This window comes from Lactiplantibacillus dongliensis (assembly GCF_005405105.1).
Lineage (GTDB): Bacteria > Bacillota > Bacilli > Lactobacillales > Lactobacillaceae > Lactiplantibacillus > Lactiplantibacillus dongliensis.
In genome coordinates this window covers 37,380-60,920 of sequence record NZ_BJDK01000009.1, presented here as the reverse complement: position 1 = coordinate 60,920, position 23,541 = coordinate 37,380, and the positions used below count along the sequence as shown (strand labels likewise).

The window sequence follows — 23,541 nt, the reverse complement described above, 5'->3', positions numbered from 1 at the left end:
AGTTAAGCATGCTAGTATACTAGTAACGTATACTGGGAAGTGAACTCATGCTTGAAACTTACTTATTAGCAGAACTCGTGACGTTTGCCGAGACCGGGACATTGGCTGCGACCGCCGCTAAATTAAACGTCACCCAGCCGACGATTACCCGTGGCATGCAAAAGCTGGAGACTGATCTAGGTGTCATCTTATTCGATCGTCAACCCAACCGGCTTAGCCTAACCGCGACTGGTCAACTCGCAGCACAGCAAGCACGAGAACTCTTAACGGCTCAAGATCAATTTGTGACGCAGATTCAAAACTTTGATCAAACACAACGAACCATTACAGTTGGCACGACGATTCCTGGACCGTTGTATCTTTTGCCGTTGTTTAATGATCAATTCAGATTGACCATTAATGCTGAGTTAGTAACACCAACTGACGTGACCACAACATTAACCAGCAACGCAGCAACTTTAATGTTTACCGCCAAGCCTTTACAAACGACAGCTATTAAAAGTCAGTTAATTGGGACTGAACAGCTAGCCGTTAATTTGAACAAATTTATGTATCAAGCCAATCAATCCCAGATTACCTTTAAAGAACTGGCTGGCTTAAGTTTTATTGTTTTGAGTAAAATTGGCCCGTGGCGCGACATCATTCAACAAGCCATTCCCGATGCTAAGTTTTTTTACCAGAAAGAATTCGACGCCTTAGCCGAGATCACCGAATACGCCGACTTTCCATACTTCAGCACCAATCTTGCGCAATTCTACACCGCGTATCATTCGCGACTAACCGTCGATGATAGTCGCGTGGAAATCCCCATCAGTGATGCGAATGCCCAAATGCCGATTTACGCGGCTTATCTTAAAACTCAGCAGGCCCGCGTCAAACCATTAATTAGCGCTTTAGTTAAAAAATGGCCCACTAGCTAGCCAAGCCGTTTACTGACAAGGTTGGTCGTTAGACAGTATCGAAGACTGATATTATCAGTTCTTGCTATTAACAATAACCAACTATTTTTTTATTTTTAATTAGTTGGTACCCACAAGCTACCAATTACAGAGCTAGCCATTACGCCTTAAAAAATGATAGTTAATTTTTTATTCTTTAATTCATAAAAAAGCCATCGCTCCAAAATCGGCGATGGCTTTTAAAGTCAGTTCAAATCTAACAACGGTACTTTTCCTTGTCTTTATTATACCATGCTAACGCTACCAAAAATAGACTATTAATTTAGCACGAAGCGTGTAAACTAGTAGCTCGGAGGTGGTGGCAACATGTTAACTGAAACCCAACATTTGCACAAGCTGTACCAACAATTTCAACACGATATTGCGACGCTTACGACCCAATTGGCCGACTTGTCCACGGAAGCGAAGCAAGTCAAACGCCAACTGGGAACGGACGGTCATCTGGATTTGGGCACCTACACTGAAACGCTGGATACCTTTGCCAGTATCGAAGCCAATAACCGCCAAATCGATACCTTAAATACCCGCGCACAAACAGCGGCGACCCGACTGGCCCATGCCAAATTATTATTGCCACAAGCTTATTTTGCTAAACTACAATTAGACTATGGTGACGATGACCCTGAAGCCTACCACTTAGGCAAAGTCGGCTATATCGATGCCCAAGCCAACGACTTAGTCTATGATTGGCGCGCCCCAGTCGCCGATGCCTATTACGCCAATCGCACTGGCGCAACCAGTTATCAGGCAAACGGTCGTGACATTCCCGTCACTGTGCTAGCGCGGCAGCAATTCGTGATTGACCACGATCAATTGTTACAAGTCGTCAATACGCAATCAGCGATTGGTGACCCGTTACTGTTAGCCGTCTTAGCTGAGAACCGTAGCGGTGGCTTACAAGAGATCACTGCCACCATTCAACAAGAACAAAACGCCATTATTCGTGAAAGCACCCATCAAGTTGTGCTAGTTGACGGCGTTGCTGGTAGTGGTAAGACCTCGGTATTACTACAACGCGTGGCTTACCAACTTTACCGTCACCGCGACACTTGGACCAGTGCCGACATCTTGATTTTGACACCGAATACCGCTTTTAGTCGCTATATTCGCGGCGTGTTACCAGCCCTGGGTGAAGCTGAACCATTGACTAGTACTTACGCCAACTTAATCCAAGCAGTCGGTACTCGCTTGGGGTTAACAGTGACTAACCTAGCTGATAACCATCTGGCAACCTTGGATCGTTTGTTGCAACAGCCCTTCCTTCCGACCCCGGCAGGGTTATCACCACAAGCTTATGCCCAAACTGACAGCCAAGACTCATTTTTAAATCGCATGCAACATGCTTGGCGATGGCTAACGGCAATGCAGCAATTACCTGCAGATGTCAGTCACTGGTTAGACTGGGACGCGTTAGCTGCGCAATGGCACTTGGCGACCCTAACCACCTATGACCAACTCTATCTCTTAATTAAAATCACCAACTATCAACAAACCACTACCGCCGCGCTTTTTGTCGATGAAGCCCAAGATTATGATGCTGATACTTGGCTGATGCTACAAGCGTTATTCACTAAAGCGCAACTGACAATTGTTGGTGATCATCGGCAACGTTTAACCGGCCAAGCACCAGACATTGCCGCCTATTTCACCAATCAGACGATTCAGCCGCTCCAATTAACCACTAGTTATCGAGCGACTGGGGCCATTACGACCTATTTTGCGCAATTCGCTGGTGATTGGCAATCGCGAATTAAAGCTGTGCAAGCCAATGGTCTGACACCACAAACAGTCACCACCGCGGATTTAAAATCGGTGCTTGATCAGTTACCCATCCAAAACGGCCAAAGTGTAGGCATTATTACTCCTAATCAAGCTAGTGCTGATACGCTAGCAACCCAGTTTCCAATTGCCCATCATTTGACAGCTGCCGGCCATCAAACGGTGCAACCGGGGCTTAATCTGATGGCATTGCCGGTTGCTAAAGGCCTAGAATTTGATCATGCGATCATTGTCGATTGGACGAATCCTTATTATTTGGATACTGAAACTGGCGATCATCGTCGCTATGTGGCCACTTCGCGCGGCACCAAAACGTTAACATTAATAACTGATTCAGGGCCAATAGACTAAATTCAAAACACCACTATATAAAAAACTCATGTTGACTATCACTTAGTTACAGTCAGCATGAGTTTTTTGTCTAAAGATTAAAAGCACAAAACAAACCACACACCTTGATACAAAAGACCTGTGGCATTGAATATTAGTATTTCCTGATTTATTGCGCATTGGGGCTGTGACATAAGCCCCTTTACTGTACATTATTAACTTTCAACCTTTAGATAAAGTGCACAATTTTTGGAATTTCTAGTTTGAAATCACCTTTCTCAAGTGATACACCAAACCCAACTTTTTCATTTTTTCTCCTATTTCTAAAATCATTCATCGTTCATAGGTTCCACGTGACTATAGTATGGCAGCAATACGAATGCAGGGTCAGCTGTGAGATGGTCCAAAAATAAAGATTTTTATTCAAAGCTAACTTTTACACGCTTGCCTAATGCATGTGCAATTTGTGCGTACTTGCTGAACGACACATTGTCACCACGTTCAATTCTGGCAATAGTAGATTGCGTTGTCGAAGCTCGTTCCGCCAGCTCGGCCTGAGTTAAGCCTGCTAATTCACGAGCGTGATAAAGGGCAATAGCCGTATCAAGCAACTCTCCCTCATCACGGTAGGCTGCAGCAAACTCAGAATTTTTTAGTTCTTCTGTAATCAGACTATCAACTTTCATTGTTATCATGCCATTCCTTTCTGAGTTCCTTTGCATGTTCTATTTCGCGAATGGGCGTCTTCTGCGTTTTCTTCGTAAAACCATGGGTGATCAGATACTCACCCCGCACAATATGGAAATATAAAGCTCGTTGGATATTTGAACCTACCTTACTCCTAACTTCATATAGATTGACATCGATCTTTTTAACCCATTTCAGTCTTTGAGCTACTAATAGACCGTTGCCCTCTATTTTAGAAAGTGTTTGTAATAGCTTAGCTCTATCCTTGACAGGCAAAGATTTTACCCACTCTACAAATTCATCATGTCCGTTAGGTCGCACATATGTCTGAAATTCTATCTTTTCCATAATTGTATTATATCATATATTGACTTTTTAATTCAAAATGGGAATTATTGATCTTTTGGACATATCTGATCAATACTGAATACTGACAGGCATGTTCTGAGATCAGTACAACAAAATAATAAAAACTATTTACCCGGATTAGTCATCAACAATCCGTGGGTAGTATTATATTGTATAGAGTAGACACGGATATGACACGCCTCTGTACGTTTAAGTTTAGGCACTTTAAGTATACAAATATGAAGTGATTCATGTCTATTTTTGTATAGTATTAACTTTCAACTTTTAGTTTTTTTATTATCGTCCAAGTATCCGGCCAGACGACTTAATCTGGCATCACCTGTGCTAAAATTTTCCGGACCAACGGCATGATAAAAATATTCCGGACGAAATAAGCCATCGTCAGAGTACCGAAGAACCCTAAAATAAATTGCGTTATGGTCATATGAAACAGCGTCCCATTCATCATTAAGGCGCGCGTACTCATTGTAAAACACATCACCAGTAGCATCGTCCAACCACGCATGGCATTCGCCTTCAAAAGTATCATCGTTTGATCGACCATGTTGCGAGTTCGCCATTTGATCAATAATTGGGTCAACGTACTGACCACCACAAAATTGAACACAAACGCAAAGCCAATTGTCGGCAGTAGTGCCAAGCCAAATACGCGCCACATGCCTTGATTAATTCCCATCTTAGTTGCCATCCCTAGCCAGCTCATACTGCTGGCCATACCAATACACATTAGTAGGGTAAAAAGCACCCGTTTTTTAAAAGTCATCTTAGCCTCCATATAGTTGATAAAGCAACTATTGTAGTTTAACTAAATATAGTTTATTTGTCAACTATATGCTATGATAGTTTTAACTAAAGGAGGACCGTTATTTTGGACATTACTAAACTCGGCAAATTTATCGGCGCTTTGCATCGGCGCTTTCAAATTGCGATGACGCATGACCTAACACTCCCGGAAATCAACGCTAGTAACGCGAACTTTCTTCTTTTCATCGGTGAATACGCCCCAGTCACAGCTAAACAAATTGCGACTGAACTGGCAATTAATAAAGGCCTGGTTAGTCGTGAGATGACGCGTCTAGAAAAGGCTGGTTATATCACCAGAACCCCTGACGATACCGATCACCGCACCACCTGGATCAAGACGACACCAGCCGGAGACCAAGCGTGTACAACGATTCGGCAGATCAAACAAGCGCTCTGGGACCAAGTCCTCGGTGATACTAGCGAGACCGACCTCGCGACTATCTATACCCACTTAGCCGCTTGGAGTGAGCAAGCCAAACGCTTCGATCAATCTAAATAAGTTGTCACTAAAAAAGTAACCACCGGAAATTAATCCAGCAGTTACTTTTTTTGAAACAATCACTATTTTAACGAACTGACGTCTCCTCAGATACTGGTAATCCGCATCCGGCCATTCCGCTTAGAATTGTACAAGTTATGATCGACCCGATTATAAAAGTCAATTGGCGACCCATCCGCAACCGTTACTGCTGACACACCCACTGAAATTGAAATGGCAATCTGTCGGGCACCGAATTGAATCGTTTGATGATTGATCGCACTAAAAATCTGGGTCACAATCGTTTGCGTTTGGGCGACCATATAACCAGGAAACAGGATGTTGAACTCCTCACCCCCGGTTCGATACAGTTTAACTTTGGTATCGTTAGCGTCCAATACCGTTTGTACGGTCAATGCCACTTGCTGTAAGACCCGATCGCCGGCAAGATGCCCATACGTATCATTGACCAACTTGAAGTGGTCAATATCAAACATCATCATTGATAAGGGCCGTTGATGCTGCGTACTGTCCTTGAACAGGTACTGACTGGCTCCCGTGTAGGCCGCAAAGTTCTCCGTCTGGGTCAACGCATCATGACTAGCAAAATTGGCTAGTCTTAACCGAGTTTGACTATCTTGTGAGAGCATCGTGACGTAAATGTACAGCAAGCCTTCAAAAATAATCAAATAGAGCCACTCTTGACCATAAATGGCCCATGAGAAGTTAAACTTAATTTTCATCCATAACCATAGTATCCCGCCAAACGGTACCCCGACGAGCATATAAATCAGCGGTGCCAATCGATGATCTTGGAACTTTACCCGAATGATGTTTAAAATCGTAAAGAAAACCGCCAACGTCAGCGCATGTCCCCACGATTCCCAATAGCCGATTGAGTGGTCAAATAGCATATAGACCAACAGAATTGGGAAGAAAAAGTAGTATGGAATGTGAATATTCAAAAAATAAGCACAGAAAATAATCGCAATCAGTTCAAAGTTCATAAACTGCCATGAGTAGTTTTTACCCACAATAATCAACTGAATTGAAAAGACAAAGACCACCATATAGATGACACCGTACCACGCATTCAATCGATCTTCATCAAACGAGATATGTCGTGAACGCAACCATGATGTGAGCCAATTAAATGACACCCAATAAAGCGTTAATACCCCTAAAGTAAAGAAAACACTGGTTAAAAATGGCGCAACGTGCCAATTAGACCAAGTCATTGATCAACCTTCTTTATTACTTAGTTTGTTAGTTTTCCAGACCAAACGCCTGGTAATTTAATTTGAATTTACGGTTACTCATTAGCTATTTAAACCGATAAAAAGCCGGATCTTGTTCAAAAACTAACCAGTAATACTCTTATTAGTAAAAGGCTATTGCCCTAAAATGTCAAGGCTGAGTTAGGATTAAATCACCTGAATTGTGTATATGCCTTAATTATTACCCATAAATTAACGAATTACCACAGTTTATCAGGGGTAAAAACAGCTTGGTCAACCCTCATAATTGATCAAAAGTCTGATTCAGCGCTTAAAATGACTGAACCAGACTTTTATCTGACTAGCTGGCAACCGCCTTAAAAGCCTAGTTACCAGTCACTGTTCAATTGCGTTAATTTAGCCTAGCTGGCACTGTTAGTTCGTTTTGCTGTATAAACCAAAATATCCCCCGGCTGACAATCCAACACCTGACAAATAGCTGCTAAGGTTGAAAACCGTACGGCCTTGGCTTTATCATTCTTCAAAATAGACAAATTGGCCATCGTAATGCCAACAGCTTGCGACAACTCAGTCAAACTCATCTTACGCTTCGCTAACATCACATCTAAGTTTACAGTAATCATATCGTCAACTCGTTTTCATGTTTAAGCTGCACGGCATTCGCTAATAACTGGGCTAAGATGCTGGCAAAAATACCAATGATTAACGCGATTCCCGTCAAAATAATGGCCATTAGTAAAATACCCGGCGCATCGGTAGCCTGAGTAATCACATAGAATAGTGGCCAAGTGACCACAAAAATTGCCGTTACACCATACGCACACCTTTTAATCCAAGTTAGGGCTGTGACGGAAGCCACCGAAAAGACCGCTTGTTGTTCAATCAGTCGTAGCAAATGCCAAGACTGCCCAATGGCCACTAAAACTAACCCCAATAAAACATACAAGCCGACCCCAAGTGGATAGCCCCACCCTTGTAAATACTTATTTCCCATCTGAATCATCACGGGAACGACAAAAATTGCCGCCAACAAGATGGCTAGACTAATGACGACTAACGCCAATTTTAAGAGACTTGTTCGTTTTTTCATTTCTTGTGCACCTCACCTTTTGACTTAATTATACGCAATTATTATCGATAAACAATAAATACTTATTAACTTTCGATAAAGATCAAGTTAAAAGATGATTTAGGTTACCAACGAAACCTACCGTCTTCGGACATTAAGTTAAGTGGCTAGAACTTAGCTACTTTCAGTTACAAAAACAATATAAAGTAACTTTCAGTCAAAACTATGTTAAACTAACCTTAACTAAACGAAAGGACGACGACAACGATGACCCAATCTACTCGTGATAGAATTATTCAAACCGCGGCCGACTTGATCGACCAAACTGGTAGCAGCGATATTACTTTGGCCCAGATTGCCAAAGAACTCGGCATGACGCATGCTGCCCTGTATAAACACTTTAAAAACAAGCAAGCCCTCTGGGAAGCCGTCACGATGACTTGGTTTAACCAAACAATTCTGACTCAGGTTCAGCCTAAACCTGCTGCCACCCCGACTGAACAACTACACACTTGGCTCTGGGACTTGGTCAACGCCAAGAAACAAGCCTTTAACACGAACCCACCGATGTTTGCCTTGAACACCCGCTATGTGGATAACAATCCGCTGGTCTTACGGGCTGTCTTGCAACCGGCCTATCAAACGATTAACACTATTATGGGTTATCCCGCAACGGATACTCAGACTGCTGAAGCCATCTTATCGGCGTTTGCGACATTCATGTTACCAAGCTTTAGCACCACTTGGAACTTGCCTGACTATCAGCAACGCTTTGAAGCCATCTGGCAACTGATAGCCGCTAGTGTTTAAAAAAAGACTGACAAACAGGCGTTTGTCAGTCTTTTTTTTGGAATTAACAGGTTAAATTATCGGCTGGAACGCCTTGTTCAAACGCCGCTAGAATTTCAGCGCCGTGGGCTAATTGAACGGCATTATCTAAAATATGCGCATTGTCTTTAAGTGAAATCCGGCCTTGTTGATAATCCATTACCAGCCCATCCGTGAAGAAAATCAAGTCATAAGTTGACGTCCATAACTTCAAGTTGGCCGTATTGGCTAAAGGTACTGAATATTCTGGATCTGGCTGGTCAACTGCGGCAATCGTAAACTTGGTGCCAATTGAGCAAGCGCCACCATGTAGCGAGTATTTACCACCGCCGTCATCAGCGAATAAGATTAGGTTTTGCGTCGTAAATTGCTTCTGTTGTAATAAGGTGACCAGACGATCACTCATTTTAATTGGGGTCATTTAAAAATCTCCTTTGTTGTTTAATTCCATTTATATATCTACGCCTATATAATACACCGATATTAGGTAAGTAGCACTTTTTAGCCTCGCCAATTGCCCTCCCGATGAGCGATTGCAAAAAGCGTGTTAGCTGGTCAAATTGACCATGCTAACACGCTTTTACGATCATTTAGTTATGACGGCGCCGCTTCAAGCCAGCTAAGCCTAGCAAACTACCTAAAATCGCTAAACCCCATGCCGGTGACGTCTTAATTTCATCAGTCTGTGGTAAAGTTGCGGCGGCGTGTGGCGTTGCAGCTGGTGTTTTACCAGTTGACGCCGGTTGCAACTTGACTTTTCCCACCTGAGCCTTAGCCGTTGGCGTAATCCTAGCAGCTAAAGCTTCCGTTGTTGGCTGCCCAGACGTAACCGGCTGCTTAGCAGTTGGCTTAGTTCCAGGTTTGCCTGGCTCTGGTTGCTGAAGATCAACATCATCGCCGTCACCCGGATTAATCTGATCCCCAACTCCCGTATCAGTCGCTGGTTCATAGACATAGGTAACGTCAAAGTCATCAGTGCCTAAAGTCCCACTGGCATTAGTCGGTTGCGCAATCAATTGATAACCACTAATTGTTGCCGCGGCCGTGGTATACGCATCACCCGGCTTACCCGTAAATAGCTTATCGGCCGCCAGTTGTGTCCCATCTTCCGTCACATAATGCACCGTTACCGTTGTCACTTGATCTGGAGTAACGACTGGTGGGGTCACCGCATTCACTCGATAAACAAAGGTCATTTCAATTGGCGTTTCACCGTAGACACCGCTAGTTTGAGCACGCGTTGCCAAGTACGTATAGCCGTCAATATCAGGTACCGTCAATTGATAAGTTGACCCAACTTGACCCGTTAACACGGTGTCAGCTTGTAACGTTTGGCCAGCTTCATCTTGATAATGAACGGTCACGGTTGAGTGCGCTTGGTCATAGATAAAGGTGACTTCGATGGGCGTCTCACCATAAGTGCCAGTCGCATTACCTTGCGTACTTTGATACCGATAGCCTGATAAAGTTGGCGCTGTGACTTGATAGGACGAGCCAACTTGACCGGTTAGTACCGTGTCAGCTTGTAATGATTTACCGGCAGCATCCTGATAGTGCACGGTCACGGTTGACTTAGCCACGGTATAGATAAACGTGACTTCCGCTGGGGTGTCCCCATAAGTGCCGTTAGCGTTACCTTGGGTTGATTGATACTTATAACCAAGTAGCGTTGGCGCCTTAAGTTGATAATCAGTCCCAATCTGACCAGTAATGGTGGCATCCGGCTGAATCGGCTGCCCATCAGTCGTTTGATAATGTACTAAAACTGACGAATAAGCCGCTTGATAGACAAAGGTAACGGTTAACGGCGTCTCACCATACGTCCCAGTCGTCGCACCTTGCGTCGTCTGATACGTGTAACCTAGAATTTCTGGATAATTAACATTAAAGTCAGTACCCACTTGACCCGTTAAGACTTCATCTGCCCGAATCGACCGACCCTGCAAATCAACATAATGCGCCGTTACCGTTGAGTAAGCTTCTTTATAAATAAAGACGATGGTTGTCGGCGTTTCCCAATATGTTCCAGTCGCATTACCTTGTGTGGAATCATAGGTGTAACCGAGAATTGTGGGATAATCAATCGCATAGTCCGTTCCAATCTGGCCGGTAACGGTCGTTGAAGCTTGAATCGTATCACCAGCTGCATTTTGATAATGCACGGTGATAACTGAATAAGCGGCATTGTAAATGAAAGTAACTTCCGTTGGTTGGTCACCATACGTCCCAGTCGCCTCGCCTTGTGTAGACGCATACGTGTAGCCAAGAATACTTGGATGATCAATGGCGAAGTCCGTCCCAATCTGGCCAGTAACGGTGGCATCTGGCTTGATAGTCTGACCACTGGCATTTTGATAATGCACGGTCACGGTTGAATAAGCCATCTTATAAACAAAGTTCACAGTCTGTTCAACATCAGAAAAGGCGCCCGTAATAATCGTGGGTTGGTCACCTAGTTGATAGCCAGTGAACGTTTTAGCCGTGGCCGTGTAATTTTCACCAATCAGACCTGATAACGTCTCGGATGGCGCTAACGCGTTACCTTGTTCATCGACATAATTGACCGTGACGTCTTTGGCGTAGTTTGCAACAATATAGGGAATAAACAACTGAGCCACGTTATTGCCACTTTCATCTAAGAACACTGCCATCATGTAATAAGTGTATGGATTTTGAATAACAGTATAACCAGGCAAACTAGCCGGACCTGGCATAATCTGGTTTTTCATCACTTGAAAAGACAATTGATCACCAGTTAACGTTGCTTCCCCACCATTGTAATAAAGTTTTAACGTTGGATTAGGTTGATTTTCCGGAATAATGTAGACCGCCAAGCCGTTGACTGGAGCATCCAGATGGAAGGTCACACCCTTAGGCGGTTTCACTGGACTCACCAAAGTATATTTCCCGGTAACTGGAATATAAGCTGCTGGCTTCTCAACAACTTGCTTACCATAGTAAAAGTATTTTGTATACTGGGCCGCATTTAGTGATGAAAAATCATCAATCTCATTATTAGAGAGATTTAAATCAACTAATTTAGTTAAATTCGCTAATGGGGTCACGTCCGAAACACGTTGACCGACTAATTGAAGATACGTTAAGTTTTTTAAAGCCGCTAGTGGCGAAATATCCGTGATATCGCCCCGGAATGGCACCGTTGTATTCAGATTATTTAATAAATCTAAATAGGTTAAATTAGTCGCGTATTGTAATCCCGCTAGTGAAAACGAACTTTTACCATCAATGTAAAACGAATAAGCTTGCATATCTAAACGAGTCAATAAGGCTAAATCTGATTGCTGAATATCAGCCACACTAGCCCATGTCTTACCATACTCGCCGTTATTCAGAGCATTCAAGATGGCTGTTTGTAAGGTTTTATTCGGCATCCATTGATCAATTGTCTCAGCGGCTGCTTTAGTTACTGGTTGGGCCAAAGCCCGCATCCGCATTGGTGTGACGGCCTTGATTTGATTAATATTATTGGTAGTCGCTGAATTGTTAGCGCTATCATCTTGTTTAACTGATTCAGGATCAGCCGCCGCTGATGTGACAGTGCTAGCTGTTGACTGATCCGCAGCTGGTTGCGCCGAACCGACCTCACTTGAATCTGATTGTTCGGTTTCTGTTGGGTGTGCAGATGACTGTGATTGATTACTATTGGCTTCGCTCGCGGTATCCGATGACACGGCTGAGGTCGCTGACGTATCCGACTGTGCATTAGTTTCACTGGTAGCCGAAGAAGCGTCACTACCAGCAGTCGATTGCGTCTCAACAGTCGGCGTACTTGTTGAGGCAGGCTGATCCACGCTCGATGTTGCTGCCGTAGTAGATTTTTCTTTAAGCGGGACCGTCTTCGTCGCTGCTGGCGTAGCCGTTACCTGTTCGGCTGATGAATCATTTGTGGCTGGTGTACTCGTTTCAGTATCCGCGTGACCAACTAAGTCATTTCCGGCGCCGAGAACTAAAAATGAAGTTGCAATTCCCGCCACTAGCCACTTTTTACCTTTTTTATACATCTTAAAGTGTTGCTTTATGTTACTCACAATGAATCCCCCTAGCATCTTTTTTAACTATTGAACGTCCAAAAATCTAACTAGCCTGAAATTAATGCGTCCCTCAATCACATTGTTAAAGGTTTAAAAATTACCCATAACCACCAAAAAAGTCTAAATAAACGTATAAAGATCAACTTTCAAAGTACTGCGAATAGTTATCTGACAACTATTTGCAGCAATCGAGCAGGTCCTGTAATAAACGTTATATAAAGAATATCCGTCCATGATTATTAAGCACTTATACTATACTTATATCTTACCATAAATATATTGTTTTAAAAGCATAATATCCTTAATCGCATAAGAATTTAGGGGGGCCATAAGCTAGTTGCCAGCTAATGAATCGTCCTATAAAAAAGTGACTATGACCGCTATTTCTTGGTTATTTAGATGCAGGAGGCTCTGATTAGTATAGGACGTACATGTTTCGTTACTATTCTAATGAGGTGAACATTATGTTAAATTCTGAAAAAAAGAAAGTCTCAATTTCTGTCAAAACTAGCCCTGCGGATAAGGAACAAGCTGCAAAAATATTCGATAACCTTGGCCTTAACCTTTCGACTGCGATTAATATCTTCATTAAAAAGAGTATTGTTGAAGGTGGCTTACCGTTTGAGGTTAAAGATCCATTTTATAGTAAAACCAATCAAACAGAACTTAACCGACGTTTTAAAAAAGTGAATAGCAACCAAGATCTTCATGCTCATCACCTTTTAGAAAACAGTGAGGAATAGCCAATGCCAATTGAATTTCTAGATGAAGCTTGGACTGAATACATCGATTGGCAAAACGAAGATCGCAAGACTTTAAAAAGAATCAACAATTTAATTAAGTCAATCCAACGAGACGGATTAAGAAATGGTATAGGAAAGCCCGAACGATTAAGTATCAAGACGGCTGGTCAAGAAGAATCAATAGTAAAGATCGATTAGTTTATGCAGTTAAGGACAAGCGTTTAATCATGGTTGCCTGCAAAAACCATTATGAATAAAGCGAACGGCTATAGTTTCTTAACCGATCTACCCAGACTCAGATAATCACGTTTCGTTTTTGTCAAATACTTCATCTATAGCTATTTAAGGCAGAAAAAGAGCCCAAGGGATTAAAGTAATTGCACTTCATTCCCTTGGGCTCTCAATTTAGCCTTAATTTTAGTTCACTAATTAACCACTAGCGTAACATCGCAACCATTTGCCAAAGTCGTTGACTCCATTTAGGCCGATAAATCCATGCAATCAGTCCAACAACTCCCAGGATCCAGCTAATGGCAAAGCTAATCAGGCCATGTTCTGCGGCTAGCAACCCATTAATAACTTGACTGACCAGCAAGCCAACCGGCAAGCTCAATAATAAGATTACCGGCAGTCGTAGTGCAGCGACTAAAATGACTTGTTGGCGTTGTTCATTAGAATAACGATGACTCAACCAGCGCGCCACGACCCAAGCAGCCAGACCTAATAGGACCACTAGGCTATCCCCTAAGACCCAGTTTCGTGATAAGAAGTTAGCGCCATAGTGCGTTCCGGATTGCCGATAGACCGCTAACGGTAACCACCAATCCAGATACATTGCAAAGAGAAACGCAAAGACAATCACCCCGTTATTAATCGTTAGGCGGAGCAACCCGGCTACTAACAGTAACATTACCGCCATCAAGACATCATTGGTTAAATCGCGCAACCAAAAAGACCACTTAAAATACGCAAAATAGCGCTGTGGAATACTGCCAGCCAAGATGGCTAAGTTGGCTAAACTCCCGATAATCACCCCTAGGGCTGTGGTGCTCCCATAGAGCAGCGTCTGCTGCTGATAGATCTGGGTACGCCGATAACCGACCCCTTGTAAGAATTCATTTAAATAGCGTCGACGCGTCGACCAGATCATGGCAATACCCGCAATCATGGCAATAACAAAGTAATATGCATTAACACCCGTGCCGAACATGCCACGAATTGAATTGGTCTTTTTAGTCGGTGTTTGACGATATAATTGAAGCAATGATTGCTGATAGTCACGATAAAAAGCTTTTTTTGAAGCATACCGCCGACCATCGCCGTCGATATACTGATGACTCGCACGCTGGTAATGCAATTCATGATCAATCGTCATTTGCCGAAATTCCGGTGAATTTTGGCTATGCCACATTTGAGTCCCACTTAACCCTTGGAACACGCCAGCGCCGACTAAAACCACCAGCAACCCTAGTAAAAGTGGCCAATGTTGACGAAAAACTAATTTTGATAATGATTTAGGCAACTTAGCACACCCCTTTCAAACGTCGAACTTGATTGTAATGCCAGCCCAAAATAACCATTAGTGCTAAAATAATACCCACCAATTCGTACCACGGCGCTGATGAATTGAACAGATTTAATGATTGAATAAAGACGTCACCAATAATTGACCCAACCCCAATGGCAAAGCTAGCACAATATAGGCTCGTTGCTAGTAGTCGCTGCGTCGGTCCTGCCGTCTCATCAGCTGTCCATTGTCGCGACTGCCACCAGATCAAAAGTAGCCCCAATATCGTTGCGAAGCCAACCATTAAACTAGCCAGATAATAATGTTCATAGAACCAGCCACCGGGAATCGGCGCGTCCGGTCCTATCAAGAAACTGAGATAACCAGAATTGACAAACATGCCATTAAAGAAACGCCAATTGAGTAACCCCAGCACACCAGCTAACCAAAATTGTGGCGTTACTTGACCAATCAGCCAGCCCAATACTAAGAGACCAGCGCCAATCATCACAACTGACACGCTATTACCGAATAGGCCGCTAAGCGAGCGATACCGTTGATACTTTTCTGGAATGACGCCGATAATCCAACCCCAATGGATTAATTGGGCCACCGCAACTGTTCCCACCAGCCAAACTAATTGCCGTAATTGGACTAAAAATAACTGCGTCCGGGTCGCGCCAAGGCTGAGTAAAAACTCAGTATAGTGCGTCCGGCGCCCCCAAAAGGCAAAGAATAGGCCAGCCAATATGAGGACACTGTAATAGCCAATCGTAGGGTCTCGATCAAAAGCCTTATCATTCATACCCTTGATCTTAAACTGATTTTTCGAAAAAAATTGATTTTGATAATCGTTATAAGCGGCCAGACTAGACGCTGCTCTACCATGCACCCGATATTCTTTAGGATGTTGACGATAATCCTTGGCTTGAATCAATTGTTCTCTACGCGTCATTATCACGGCTGAATTCTGCCTTTGCGTTGTTTGCATCGCCGTGACCCAGCCGATGAGGATTAACGCAATCATCAGCCAGCGGACCCACGACTTACTTTGCGACCGCCATAATCGATTTACAGTTTGATTACTCATCCTAATCCCCCACCATCACTGACCGCGGATCGCCTAACTTCACTCGAAAGACATCGGTAATTGTCAACGGACATGCTGTCATCATCACCGGGTGCGCCGCTTTCAAAGCGGCATCGATGGCGTCGGTGTAATGATCAAAGTACACTTCTAAGACACGACCATAGACTTTAACCAGTTGACCATCCGTCTTCACCACGGCAGGTACCGTCTTAGATGGAAAGACTAATTGGAACTTACGGGCTTGTTCACGCAAGTCCTCCAAGTCATAATTAGCAACGAGCTGGTGATCTTTTAAGAACAAGACTTGGTCACACAACCCGTCTAATTCGGCTAAATTATGCGATGAAATTAAAAAACTCGTCTGACGTTCAGCCACTTCACTAACAATCCGAGCCACAATTCGTTCCCGAACTAAAATATCAAGCCCATCGAATGGTTCATCTAAAATCACGTAAGGGGTCCCACTAACTAAAGCTAGTAAAATTTGAAATAACATCCGTTGGCCTTTTGACAGCTGCCGATACCGACTCGTCCCGGCTAAGTTTTCAGCCGTTAATAAGTGCTGAAACCGGTCCTGATCAAACGCGGAATAACCCAACGCATAGACGGCGGCAATTTGAGCCAACGTTTGATTGCTGAAAAAGTTATTTTGTGTATCGATATAGAAGAGCTGTTGCCGTTGTTGTGGGGCCTGTTTCACATCTTGACCATCGATTACCAGCGTCCCTGCCGTTGGTAAATAGTGATCCGCCATCGTGCGAAATAACGTCGTTTTCCCCGCGCCATTTCGTCCCACCAAACCGATAATCCGGCCTGGCTGCCAATCAAAGCTAACCTTGTCAATAATCAATTGACGATTAATTTGCTTGCTTAATCCTTTAACTTGAATACTCATCTGATTTTCCCCCTGTTTGATAAGCTTTTTTGACCCAACCTTTGACCTGACTTTCCGTAACCCCCAAGAACTGTGCTTCGGTTAATAAATCTTGTATTTTCGTTTGCACATCATCAATCGCGATGGGATTAACCTGCGTTGTCGTTGGTTGATTCACAAACGTTCCCCGTCCTTTCACCGTATAAACGGCCTGTTGACTTTCTAATAACTGATAAGTTTTACTGACGGTATTCGGATTCAAATGCATTTCCGCCGCCATGGCACGAATCGATGGCAATTTATCTCCCGGTTGTAAACTGCCCTGAACGATCTGTTGCTTAATCTGCATCACTAATTGCTCATAATACGGCGCACCATTCGTTGCAAAAGCCATTTTGTCACCTCGTTTCAGGTTGTGTATCACGTGTACTGGTTCAACTAGTACACTAACATCTTTTTCATCAGCTGACAACCCAGTGACCACAAAAAAGTTGCTTGATTGCCGTCAAGGCTAACCAAACAACTTTTTTCAACCCTCTATTTTTAAGCTTCGACCGTGGCCGTTAACTTCTCAGTCGCGACTCGAACAACAACTTCCTAATTATCAAGACTAAGCTAAAAAAGACGCACATTTTTTAACTCTCAAGCTCTTTTTACTGTACTGGTTGGCCACTATACAGTCCAAAACCAGCTGTGACCGGAATCGTCTGACCCGTAATTGGATCAGACGCTGGGGTTGCTAGAAAATACATCGTCCGTGCAATATCGTCCGGTTTAACCAACTTTTTCAATGGACTCGCCGCAATAAATTGATCAATCACAGTCTGCGGATTAGCTTGGAACATCGGTGTATTCGTTGGCCCGGGCGCCACATTATTTACTCGAATGTGATACTGTGCATAATCCAACGCCATTGATTTGACCAAATTAATCACCGCACCTTTAGCAGCGCTATAAGCTGCCATCTGATAATCTCCCATTAAGCCGGAGATCGATGCCGTATTGACGATTGTCCCGGACTTCTGCGCAATCATCCCCGGCACAAAGGCTTTAGCCATCAAAAAGATTGACTTAACATCAATTGCCATAATGCGGTCCCAATCCTTTTCAGCTACTTCATGCAGCTGACCGCCAGTAAAGATCCCGGCATTATTAATCACGCTATCGACCTGGCCAAACTTGTCGACCACGGCCGCCTGCAACTGATTAACAGAGTCTGCATCCGCAACATTGGTTGGAACAAATAAGAGTCGTTCGGCTGGATAGTCCTTGGCCAAATCAGCTTCAACCTTTTTTCCTAGCTCGGCATTATAGTCAGCCATGGCAACTTGCCAACCATTTTTCAAAAATAATTTAGTGGCACTCAGTCCCATTCCGGACACGCCACCGGTAATAACCACTGTCTTCATTAGTGTGACACCCCTTAAGCTCGTTTTGATACCTGATTCGGTATGCGGCTACCATACTGCCAATCCATGATCAGTGACAAAATAGCTCGAAAAGTTTCATTATTTGAAATATAATGAGGCTTGGAGGAATTTTAATGTCACAATACTTATCGAGCACCTTAGCGAAAGGCCTGCAAATTCTGGACTACTTGACTCAACATGACTCAGCCTCACTCCAGACGATTGCGACCGACTTAAACTTGAATAAGACCACCGCATTTCGGCTATTAGCCAGCTTGGTTGAACTCAATTACGTCAAAAAGGTGGCTAGACGCTATGTTCTAGCCACTCAAAACCAGTTACTAACCCAACTTAATCGGCCAGTACTCAATTGGATTGCCGTCCCAATTGCCCAACAAATCACCCAAAAATATCATGTGACGGCCTATATCGGCATTTTAGATGGCTCCGACGTGGTTATTACTCAAGTCATCGACGATCAGCACTCATTGGCCGAATACCATAAGATTGGCTTGGCGGCCCCAATCAACGAAAGCGCCCTCGGTAAATGTATTGCGGCTTACCTACCGAGTGCTAAGCGGGATCACTTATTGACCCAACTGACGAGTCAGCCAACGAAATATACTTTGCACGACCGAATCGCCCTGGCCCAAAATTTTCAGGTCATTCGAACACAAGGCTATTCATTAGATGATGAAGAAAGCAGCTTCGGCATTCGCTGTCTGGCCGTTCCAATCCGCCAAAATGAGCAAGTCATTGCATCATTAGGTATCGCTGGGCCAATTGCCCAATTACCCCGACATCAGTTAAAACCATTGGCCAACGCGTTAACCCGTTGTAGCCAAACGATTGCCAGTCAGTTAGCTTAACGCAAAAAACGCGCCAGCCAGTCGCATTTACGATTGGTTGGCGCATCTTTTAGTCATTTATTTATTTTTAAACGCTCGCGTTGCAGCTTTCATCGCGGCCTTACTGCCAAACAAGCGGTTAATCTTTTCATTTTCCCGTTGGCGCGCATTCATCCCACTATAGGCCATTTCAGCTTGTAATTTCTGATAACTCTTGAACCGTTTCACATCCAAAGTACCGGCCGCAATTGCGGCTTGCACCGCACAGCCAGGTTCACTCTGATGGGAACAGTTCCGAAACTTACATTGTTGTGCCAAAGCGGTAATGTCTTCAAACGTCTTCGACAGATCACCAGTATACAGTTGTAATTCGCGCATGCCCGGTGTGTCGATGACAACGCCACCAGTGGGCAAAACTAGTAGCTGGCGCGCCGTTGTGGCATGCCGACCTTTGTCATCATCGGCCCGAATCGTCTTTGTTGCTAGCAGCGTCTTACCGAGTAAATGGTTAATCAAGGTCGACTTACCAACCCCCGATGAACCGACAAATGCAATTGTTTTACCCCTGTCGATATAAGTTCGCAGTTCAGCAAAACCCGCTTCGGTCGCTGAAGAACAAGTGATCACGTCGACACCCATGCTAACTTCAGCCAAAGCCGCTAACTTATCAGGAAGATCATCACATAAATCCGCCTTAGTCAGCACAATTACTGGCATGGCGCCACTGTCCCAAGCCATCGTTAGATAACGTTCAATTCGCCGAACGTTGAAGTCCGCGTTTAACGACATGCAGATAAAGATCGTATCTAAGTTAGCGGCAATCAGTTGACCGGTCTGCCCATTACTGGCAGTGGCCCGAGCGAGGACACTTTGACGTGGCAACACGACTTGGATGACGCTCTGTTCATCAGCCGTACTGGTTGGCGTGATTAAGACCCAATCTCCAACCGCCGGAAAGCTCGTCACATCTTCGACGGTATGACTGAACTTACCCGCAACTTGCACCGTGCGTTCACCTTGAGTTGTCACTACCCGGTATTGTTCCCGGTGTTGTGCCGTCACCCGGGCTAAAACTAATTCTGGCTGGGCTTTAGCAGCCGTTTCAAAATGAGGTGTTACCCCATAATCTTTTAAATCAATGGTCAATTTTAATAATCCTTTCATTCATACCGGTACCCTAAATCAGGCGACAAAAAAAGACGCCGTAAGTTAGCTACTCACTGCACCTCAAAAAGACCGTTTACGGGTGGCAGTTTGTCGCGTTAAGTCATCAAGTCATTAGGGTACACGAAAATAAGGTGGGACATATCCCCACTTTTACATCGTTACTCAAAAACTTAACAACTAACCGACATACTGCAACCCTCCTTAAATTAATTGCTATTAGTCTAGCATGATAACCGTTACCTTGTCAATCAGGACTAGCGCAGCAACAAGCGTGGCACCCGGGTAACCAATACCAACACCACGACAATCGCCAAAATGGTATCCGGAATCACATATAAGCTATTATAGGTGAGCGAATACAACCACACTGGCTGCCCTTTAGGCACATACGCCGTGTAGAATACAATCCCAGCTAACGTATGAAATAATAGCCGGCTCACACCAGCTAAACTACCAGCTAAGATCACCGTGCCAACCAGCCGACGTTGGTGGTGTTGGCCAGCCATCGCTAACACCGGTTCAGAGAATAGACCGGCCAGTCCGATTGACCCAAAAGCAAAGACATAGTCAAACAGGACTTGCAGCGGTGCCACAAAAAAACCACCAAACATGAACGTCACCGCGCCCGTAATCAACCCGCAGAGCAGTCCCGCCCACACCCCATTTTTAAGCGCAATCCACAGAATTGGCACCATCACTAATGAAATCGAACCGCCCTGAGGTGCTCGAAAAATAATTAAATAACTTAGAATGATTGCTAAAGCCGCCCCAATCGCGGTTTCAGTCAGCTGTTGCAGTTTCACGTATTGTGCGCCTCCGTTTAAAAGTTAATAGCTCAATTATAGCGGATTATGAAGCGCATTCAAACTCAAAATCGACGGTCACCGTCATCCAATGATGACACCAACCGTCGAATTAAGTTAGTTATTTCCAACGAATCTTACTCAAGACTCGTTTACCTAAGCCATTCTGTAACCCAATAAAGACCGGATAAGCACTCAGCATTAACGGTAAATAAATCATCGCCAAATGCCAATCTAGCAAGTTAACCAATGAGAAAATCTTACCTGCAAACAAGAAGCAGACCACAAATAAGCTGGCCATCGCCGCTACTAACCCAATCTTAAAGCGGTTCAACGGCCGCGCTGCAATCAGCAAGGCATTCAGACTGATAATCCCAGTCATTAGCACATTCAAGGTGGACGTCACTGTGAAGTCTAACTGAAATTCAGTCCCCAGCATGTCAATCACGAGAATATACCCGACCACACAAATCGCCGCCGGAACCGCAATCTCCATCACTTGCTTCATGAAACGCCCGGTAATCCGGGTATAGTCCGGTTGTAATGCCAGAAAGAACGTTGGGATACCCACCATTAATGATGAGATTGGCGTCAACTGAATTGGCTCAAACGGATAACTGTGACTCATAAACACAAAAATCAACGTCAAAGCGACCGAGTACATGGTTTTAATCAAGTATAGTGCCGCCACCCGTTCGATATTATTAATGACGCGCCGGCCTTCATTTAAGACTTGAATCATCGCATCAAAGTTCGATTCTAACAACACAAAGTCAGCTAAACTCTTCGTCGCTTCACTACCAGTCGCCATCGCAATACTGCAATCCGACTGCCGCATCGCTAATAAGTCGTTGACACCATCACCCGTCATCGCCACCGTGTGGCCAGCTGTTTGATAGGCATTAATCAAGCCGGCTTTTTGTTGCGGGGTGACGCGGCCAAAGACCGTATAATCCGCCACTAATTGGTCATAATCCGGGGATGTGCCGACTGTACTCATATCGATTAATTGTTGCGCACCAGCAATTCCCGCTCGATCCGCAATACTAGCCACCGTTACGGGATTATCACCTGAGATCACTTTTAGCGCCACATCTTGATTGGCAAAGTAACCAAACGTATTCTTCACGTGCGGCCGCAATTCATCAGTAATCAAGATTAAACCCAGTGTAGTGGGATCAGTCGGCTTCGGCGTAGTGAGTTGACTCACTCGCGCCATGACTAAGACACGAAATCCCTGTTGCGCTAACTGCTGAATCCGTTGTTTTAAATCTGCTGGCACCGTTTGATAAATAAACTCCGGGGCCCCAATGACAACCGACTGACCATCAAAGCTAGCGCCGCTCCACTTACGTGCTGACGAAAATGGCAAGACTTTTGTGGCCGTTACTTTAGTCGGTCCTAGCGCAGTTCGCAAAGCTTGAGCCGTCTCATTATCATCATTAATAGCGGTCACGACTTGCGCTAACGTCGCTGTGACTTTATCAGCTGAAGCCGTCGCCCATGGTTCAACATGATCAAACTTTAGTTGGCCACTCGTAATCGTCCCGGTTTTATCCAAACACAAGACATCAACGCGTGCTAACGCTTCAATCGCCGGTAACTCTCGAACTAAAACCTGATGCCGGCCCAGCGTAAAGGCTCCAGCAGCCAAAGCCACTGACGTTAACAAGACTAAGCCTTCAGGAATCATGCCGACCATCGCGGCCACGGTGCCTAAAATGGCCCGTGTCTGACTTTCGCCGCGTAGTAACGTCGATATAAACAGGGCCGCACCTAAAGGAATGATCGTAATCGTCAAAATTTTGATAATCCGATTGATAATCGTTAACAATTGACTCGTCGTTCGCCGATTAGACTTTGCCGAACGGGCTAGCTGCTTAATAAAGCTGCCATGACCAACGGCCGTCGCTTGGATCAAGCCGTGACCACCAAGAATCACACTCCCAGAAACAATTGCATCGCCGACCCCTTTAATCACCGGATCGGCTTCACCAGTGATTTGAGATTCATCGACTTCTAACCCGGTCGTTTCCCGAACTAAGCCATCAACAGGTAGTTGGTCGCCCCGCGTCACCTGAATCACCTCATCTTGGACAATATCAGCTTGGTCATGGGCGGTCACTTGGCCATCGCGTAATAGCTGACTTTTGGCCGCCGACAAAATGGCTAATTTATCGACTTGCCGTTTGGACCGCAATTCTTGAAAGATGCCAATCGCGGTGTTCATCACGATGACACCTAAAAACAACAAATTTTTATAGCTCCCGGTGAAAAACACCAAGCCACCTAAAATGACGTTAATTAAATTAAATAGCGTTAATAGATTATCTCGAAAGATTTGTTTGGTCGACCGCGTTAATGGCGGTAACGGTTCGTTTTGTTGGCCCGCGTCAATCCGGGCCTGCACCTCGGCCGCTGTTAACCCTTGTTCAAGTGATGTGGTACGTTCGGTCATCGAAGCGACCCCCTTTTTTCAACTTGGTTCCATTGTAAGCGATTTTAAG

Annotated in this window: 22 protein-coding genes and 1 pseudogene; 7 read left to right on the top strand and 16 right to left on the bottom strand. The window is 44.4% G+C overall.

Annotated features, from left to right (window positions below; translation table 11 throughout):
• Positions 1 to 47: 47 nt before the first annotated feature.
• Both FFM80_RS04700 and FFM80_RS04695 read left to right on the top strand, forming a co-directional pair.
• Entirely contained in the window at positions 48 to 920 is an 873-nt protein-coding gene (locus FFM80_RS04700) for a LysR family transcriptional regulator (protein ID WP_137639747.1), read from the top strand.
• 345 nt (positions 921 to 1,265) lie between these two features.
• Positions 1,266 to 3,089, top strand: a complete 1,824-nt coding sequence (locus FFM80_RS04695) for an AAA family ATPase (protein WP_137639746.1) — start codon at positions 1,266 to 1,268, stop codon at positions 3,087 to 3,089.
• A gap of 398 nt (positions 3,090 to 3,487) precedes the next feature.
• Here FFM80_RS04695 and FFM80_RS04690 read toward each other — a convergent pair whose 3' ends face one another.
• The 3 genes from FFM80_RS04690 to FFM80_RS04680 form a co-directional block, all read right to left on the bottom strand.
• On the bottom strand, positions 3,488 to 3,754 hold the full coding sequence (locus FFM80_RS04690) for a helix-turn-helix domain-containing protein (protein WP_137634449.1): 267 nt from the start codon (positions 3,752 to 3,754) through the stop codon (positions 3,488 to 3,490).
• On the bottom strand, positions 3,744 to 4,103 hold the full coding sequence (locus tag FFM80_RS04685) for a type II toxin-antitoxin system RelE/ParE family toxin (RefSeq protein WP_137639745.1): 360 nt from the start codon (positions 4,101 to 4,103) through the stop codon (positions 3,744 to 3,746). The genes FFM80_RS04690 and FFM80_RS04685 overlap by 11 nt, the downstream gene beginning before the upstream one ends.
• A 325-nt stretch (positions 4,104 to 4,428) precedes the next feature.
• A complete protein-coding gene (locus FFM80_RS04680; RefSeq protein WP_137639744.1) occupies positions 4,429 to 4,887 on the bottom strand; it encodes a hypothetical protein in 459 nt (152 codons plus the stop codon).
• Between the two features lie 105 nt (positions 4,888 to 4,992).
• Between FFM80_RS04680 and FFM80_RS04675 the strand changes: the two genes are divergently transcribed.
• Entirely contained in the window at positions 4,993 to 5,427 is a 435-nt protein-coding gene (locus FFM80_RS04675) for a MarR family winged helix-turn-helix transcriptional regulator (protein WP_137639743.1), read from the top strand.
• Between the two features lie 86 nt (positions 5,428 to 5,513).
• On the opposite strand, the gene FFM80_RS04670 is transcribed toward FFM80_RS04675, so the two are convergent.
• From FFM80_RS04670 to FFM80_RS04660, 3 genes are all read right to left on the bottom strand, one after another.
• Complete coding sequence (locus FFM80_RS04670) at positions 5,514 to 6,644, bottom strand: GGDEF domain-containing protein (RefSeq protein ID WP_137639742.1); 1,131 nt, start codon at positions 6,642 to 6,644, stop codon at positions 5,514 to 5,516.
• A 401-nt stretch (positions 6,645 to 7,045) separates the two neighbouring features.
• Positions 7,046 to 7,267 (bottom strand): helix-turn-helix domain-containing protein, encoded by a 222-nt coding sequence (locus FFM80_RS04665; RefSeq protein WP_137639741.1) that lies wholly within the window; start codon positions 7,265 to 7,267, stop codon positions 7,046 to 7,048.
• Positions 7,264 to 7,734: a DUF2975 domain-containing protein gene (locus FFM80_RS04660; RefSeq protein ID WP_137639740.1), complete on the bottom strand. Its 471-nt coding sequence runs from the start codon at positions 7,732 to 7,734 to the stop codon at positions 7,264 to 7,266. Before FFM80_RS04660 ends, FFM80_RS04665 begins: the two co-directional genes overlap by 4 nt.
• Positions 7,735 to 7,980: 246 nt before the next feature.
• On the opposite strand from FFM80_RS04660, the gene FFM80_RS04655 reads away from it, so the two are divergent.
• The gene (locus tag FFM80_RS04655; RefSeq protein ID WP_137639739.1) at positions 7,981 to 8,523 is read left to right on the top strand and encodes a TetR/AcrR family transcriptional regulator; all 543 of its coding nucleotides are present in this window, start codon (positions 7,981 to 7,983) and stop codon (positions 8,521 to 8,523) included.
• Between the two features lie 43 nt (positions 8,524 to 8,566).
• Here the strand turns inward: FFM80_RS04655 and FFM80_RS04650 are convergent, their stop codons facing one another.
• Both FFM80_RS04650 and FFM80_RS04645 read right to left on the bottom strand, forming a co-directional pair.
• Positions 8,567 to 8,962, bottom strand: a complete 396-nt coding sequence (locus tag FFM80_RS04650; RefSeq protein WP_137639738.1) for an iron-sulfur cluster biosynthesis family protein — start codon at positions 8,960 to 8,962, stop codon at positions 8,567 to 8,569.
• Positions 8,963 to 9,131: 169 nt separating this feature from the next.
• A complete protein-coding gene (locus FFM80_RS04645) occupies positions 9,132 to 12,590 on the bottom strand; it encodes a MucBP domain-containing protein (protein ID WP_171001035.1) in 3,459 nt (1,152 codons plus the stop codon).
• Positions 12,591 to 13,057: 467 nt separating this feature from the next.
• Here FFM80_RS04645 and FFM80_RS04640 point away from each other — a divergent pair, with 467 nt between their 5' ends.
• Together FFM80_RS04640 and FFM80_RS04635 are read left to right on the top strand one after the other, a co-directional pair.
• Positions 13,058 to 13,336, top strand: a complete 279-nt coding sequence (locus tag FFM80_RS04640) for a type II toxin-antitoxin system RelB/DinJ family antitoxin (protein ID WP_137639736.1) — start codon at positions 13,058 to 13,060, stop codon at positions 13,334 to 13,336.
• Positions 13,337 to 13,339: 3 nt separating this feature from the next.
• Positions 13,340 to 13,593: pseudogene (locus tag FFM80_RS04635) on the top strand (Txe/YoeB family addiction module toxin).
• 179 nt (positions 13,594 to 13,772) lie between these two features.
• Here FFM80_RS04635 and FFM80_RS04630 read toward each other — a convergent pair.
• From FFM80_RS04630 to FFM80_RS04610, 5 genes are all read right to left on the bottom strand, one after another.
• Positions 13,773 to 14,858: a hypothetical protein gene (locus tag FFM80_RS04630; RefSeq protein WP_137639735.1), complete on the bottom strand. Its 1,086-nt coding sequence runs from the start codon at positions 14,856 to 14,858 to the stop codon at positions 13,773 to 13,775.
• 1 nt (position 14,859) lies between these two features.
• Complete coding sequence (locus tag FFM80_RS04625) at positions 14,860 to 15,933, bottom strand: hypothetical protein (RefSeq protein ID WP_137639734.1); 1,074 nt, start codon at positions 15,931 to 15,933, stop codon at positions 14,860 to 14,862.
• 1 nt (position 15,934) lies between these two features.
• Positions 15,935 to 16,828 (bottom strand): ATP-binding cassette domain-containing protein, encoded by an 894-nt coding sequence (locus tag FFM80_RS04620; RefSeq protein ID WP_137639733.1) that lies wholly within the window; start codon positions 16,826 to 16,828, stop codon positions 15,935 to 15,937.
• Positions 16,812 to 17,201, bottom strand: a complete 390-nt coding sequence (locus FFM80_RS04615) for a GntR family transcriptional regulator (protein WP_137639732.1) — start codon at positions 17,199 to 17,201, stop codon at positions 16,812 to 16,814. Before FFM80_RS04615 ends, FFM80_RS04620 begins: the two co-directional genes overlap by 17 nt.
• A gap of 259 nt (positions 17,202 to 17,460) precedes the next feature.
• A complete protein-coding gene (locus tag FFM80_RS04610) occupies positions 17,461 to 18,216 on the bottom strand; it encodes an SDR family NAD(P)-dependent oxidoreductase (RefSeq protein WP_137639731.1) in 756 nt (251 codons plus the stop codon).
• A gap of 134 nt (positions 18,217 to 18,350) precedes the next feature.
• Between FFM80_RS04610 and FFM80_RS04605 the strand changes: the two genes are divergently transcribed.
• Positions 18,351 to 19,085, top strand: a complete 735-nt coding sequence (locus FFM80_RS04605; RefSeq protein WP_171001034.1) for an IclR family transcriptional regulator — start codon at positions 18,351 to 18,353, stop codon at positions 19,083 to 19,085.
• Between the two features lie 57 nt (positions 19,086 to 19,142).
• Here FFM80_RS04605 and rsgA read toward each other — a convergent pair whose 3' ends face one another.
• The 3 genes from rsgA to FFM80_RS04590 form a co-directional block, all read right to left on the bottom strand.
• Positions 19,143 to 20,228 (bottom strand): ribosome small subunit-dependent GTPase A, encoded by a 1,086-nt coding sequence (gene rsgA / locus FFM80_RS04600; RefSeq protein WP_137639729.1) that lies wholly within the window; start codon positions 20,226 to 20,228, stop codon positions 19,143 to 19,145.
• A 257-nt stretch (positions 20,229 to 20,485) separates the two neighbouring features.
• Positions 20,486 to 21,034 (bottom strand): energy-coupled thiamine transporter ThiT, encoded by a 549-nt coding sequence (thiT, locus tag FFM80_RS04595; protein ID WP_137639728.1) that lies wholly within the window; start codon positions 21,032 to 21,034, stop codon positions 20,486 to 20,488.
• A 121-nt stretch (positions 21,035 to 21,155) separates the two neighbouring features.
• On the bottom strand, positions 21,156 to 23,492 hold the full coding sequence (locus tag FFM80_RS04590; protein WP_137639727.1) for a cation-translocating P-type ATPase: 2,337 nt from the start codon (positions 23,490 to 23,492) through the stop codon (positions 21,156 to 21,158).
• Between the last annotated feature and the right edge of the window lie 49 nt (positions 23,493 to 23,541).

Excerpts from the sequence above, each read along its gene's own strand:
- FFM80_RS04685 (WP_137639745.1), bottom strand. The coding sequence starts at position 4,103 with ATGGAAAAGATAGAATTTCAGACATATGTGCGACCTAACGGACATGAT.
- FFM80_RS04625 (WP_137639734.1), bottom strand. The coding sequence starts at position 15,933 with ATGAGTAATCAAACTGTAAATCGATTATGGCGGTCGCAAAGTAAGTCG.
- FFM80_RS04610 (WP_137639731.1), bottom strand. The coding sequence starts at position 18,216 with ATGAAGACAGTGGTTATTACCGGTGGCGTGTCCGGAATGGGACTGAGT.
- FFM80_RS04605 (WP_171001034.1), top strand. The coding sequence starts at position 18,351 with ATGTCACAATACTTATCGAGCACCTTAGCGAAAGGCCTGCAAATTCTG.
- FFM80_RS04670 (WP_137639742.1), bottom strand. The coding sequence starts at position 6,644 with ATGACTTGGTCTAATTGGCACGTTGCGCCATTTTTAACCAGTGTTTTC.
- FFM80_RS04640 (WP_137639736.1), top strand. The coding sequence starts at position 13,058 with ATGTTAAATTCTGAAAAAAAGAAAGTCTCAATTTCTGTCAAAACTAGC.
- FFM80_RS04620 (WP_137639733.1), bottom strand. The coding sequence starts at position 16,828 with ATGAGTATTCAAGTTAAAGGATTAAGCAAGCAAATTAATCGTCAATTG.
- FFM80_RS04590 (WP_137639727.1), bottom strand. The coding sequence starts at position 23,492 with ATGACCGAACGTACCACATCACTTGAACAAGGGTTAACAGCGGCCGAG.
- FFM80_RS04700 (WP_137639747.1), top strand. The coding sequence starts at position 48 with ATGCTTGAAACTTACTTATTAGCAGAACTCGTGACGTTTGCCGAGACC.
- FFM80_RS04690 (WP_137634449.1), bottom strand. The coding sequence starts at position 3,754 with ATGAAAGTTGATAGTCTGATTACAGAAGAACTAAAAAATTCTGAGTTT.
- FFM80_RS04615 (WP_137639732.1), bottom strand. The coding sequence starts at position 17,201 with ATGGCTTTTGCAACGAATGGTGCGCCGTATTATGAGCAATTAGTGATG.
- FFM80_RS04695 (WP_137639746.1), top strand. The coding sequence starts at position 1,266 with ATGTTAACTGAAACCCAACATTTGCACAAGCTGTACCAACAATTTCAA.
- FFM80_RS04680 (WP_137639744.1), bottom strand. The coding sequence starts at position 4,887 with ATGACTTTTAAAAAACGGGTGCTTTTTACCCTACTAATGTGTATTGGT.
- FFM80_RS04665 (WP_137639741.1), bottom strand. The coding sequence starts at position 7,267 with ATGATTACTGTAAACTTAGATGTGATGTTAGCGAAGCGTAAGATGAGT.
- rsgA (WP_137639729.1), bottom strand. The coding sequence starts at position 20,228 with ATGAAAGGATTATTAAAATTGACCATTGATTTAAAAGATTATGGGGTA.
- FFM80_RS04650 (WP_137639738.1), bottom strand. The coding sequence starts at position 8,962 with ATGACCCCAATTAAAATGAGTGATCGTCTGGTCACCTTATTACAACAG.
- FFM80_RS04655 (WP_137639739.1), top strand. The coding sequence starts at position 7,981 with ATGACCCAATCTACTCGTGATAGAATTATTCAAACCGCGGCCGACTTG.
- FFM80_RS04660 (WP_137639740.1), bottom strand. The coding sequence starts at position 7,734 with ATGAAAAAACGAACAAGTCTCTTAAAATTGGCGTTAGTCGTCATTAGT.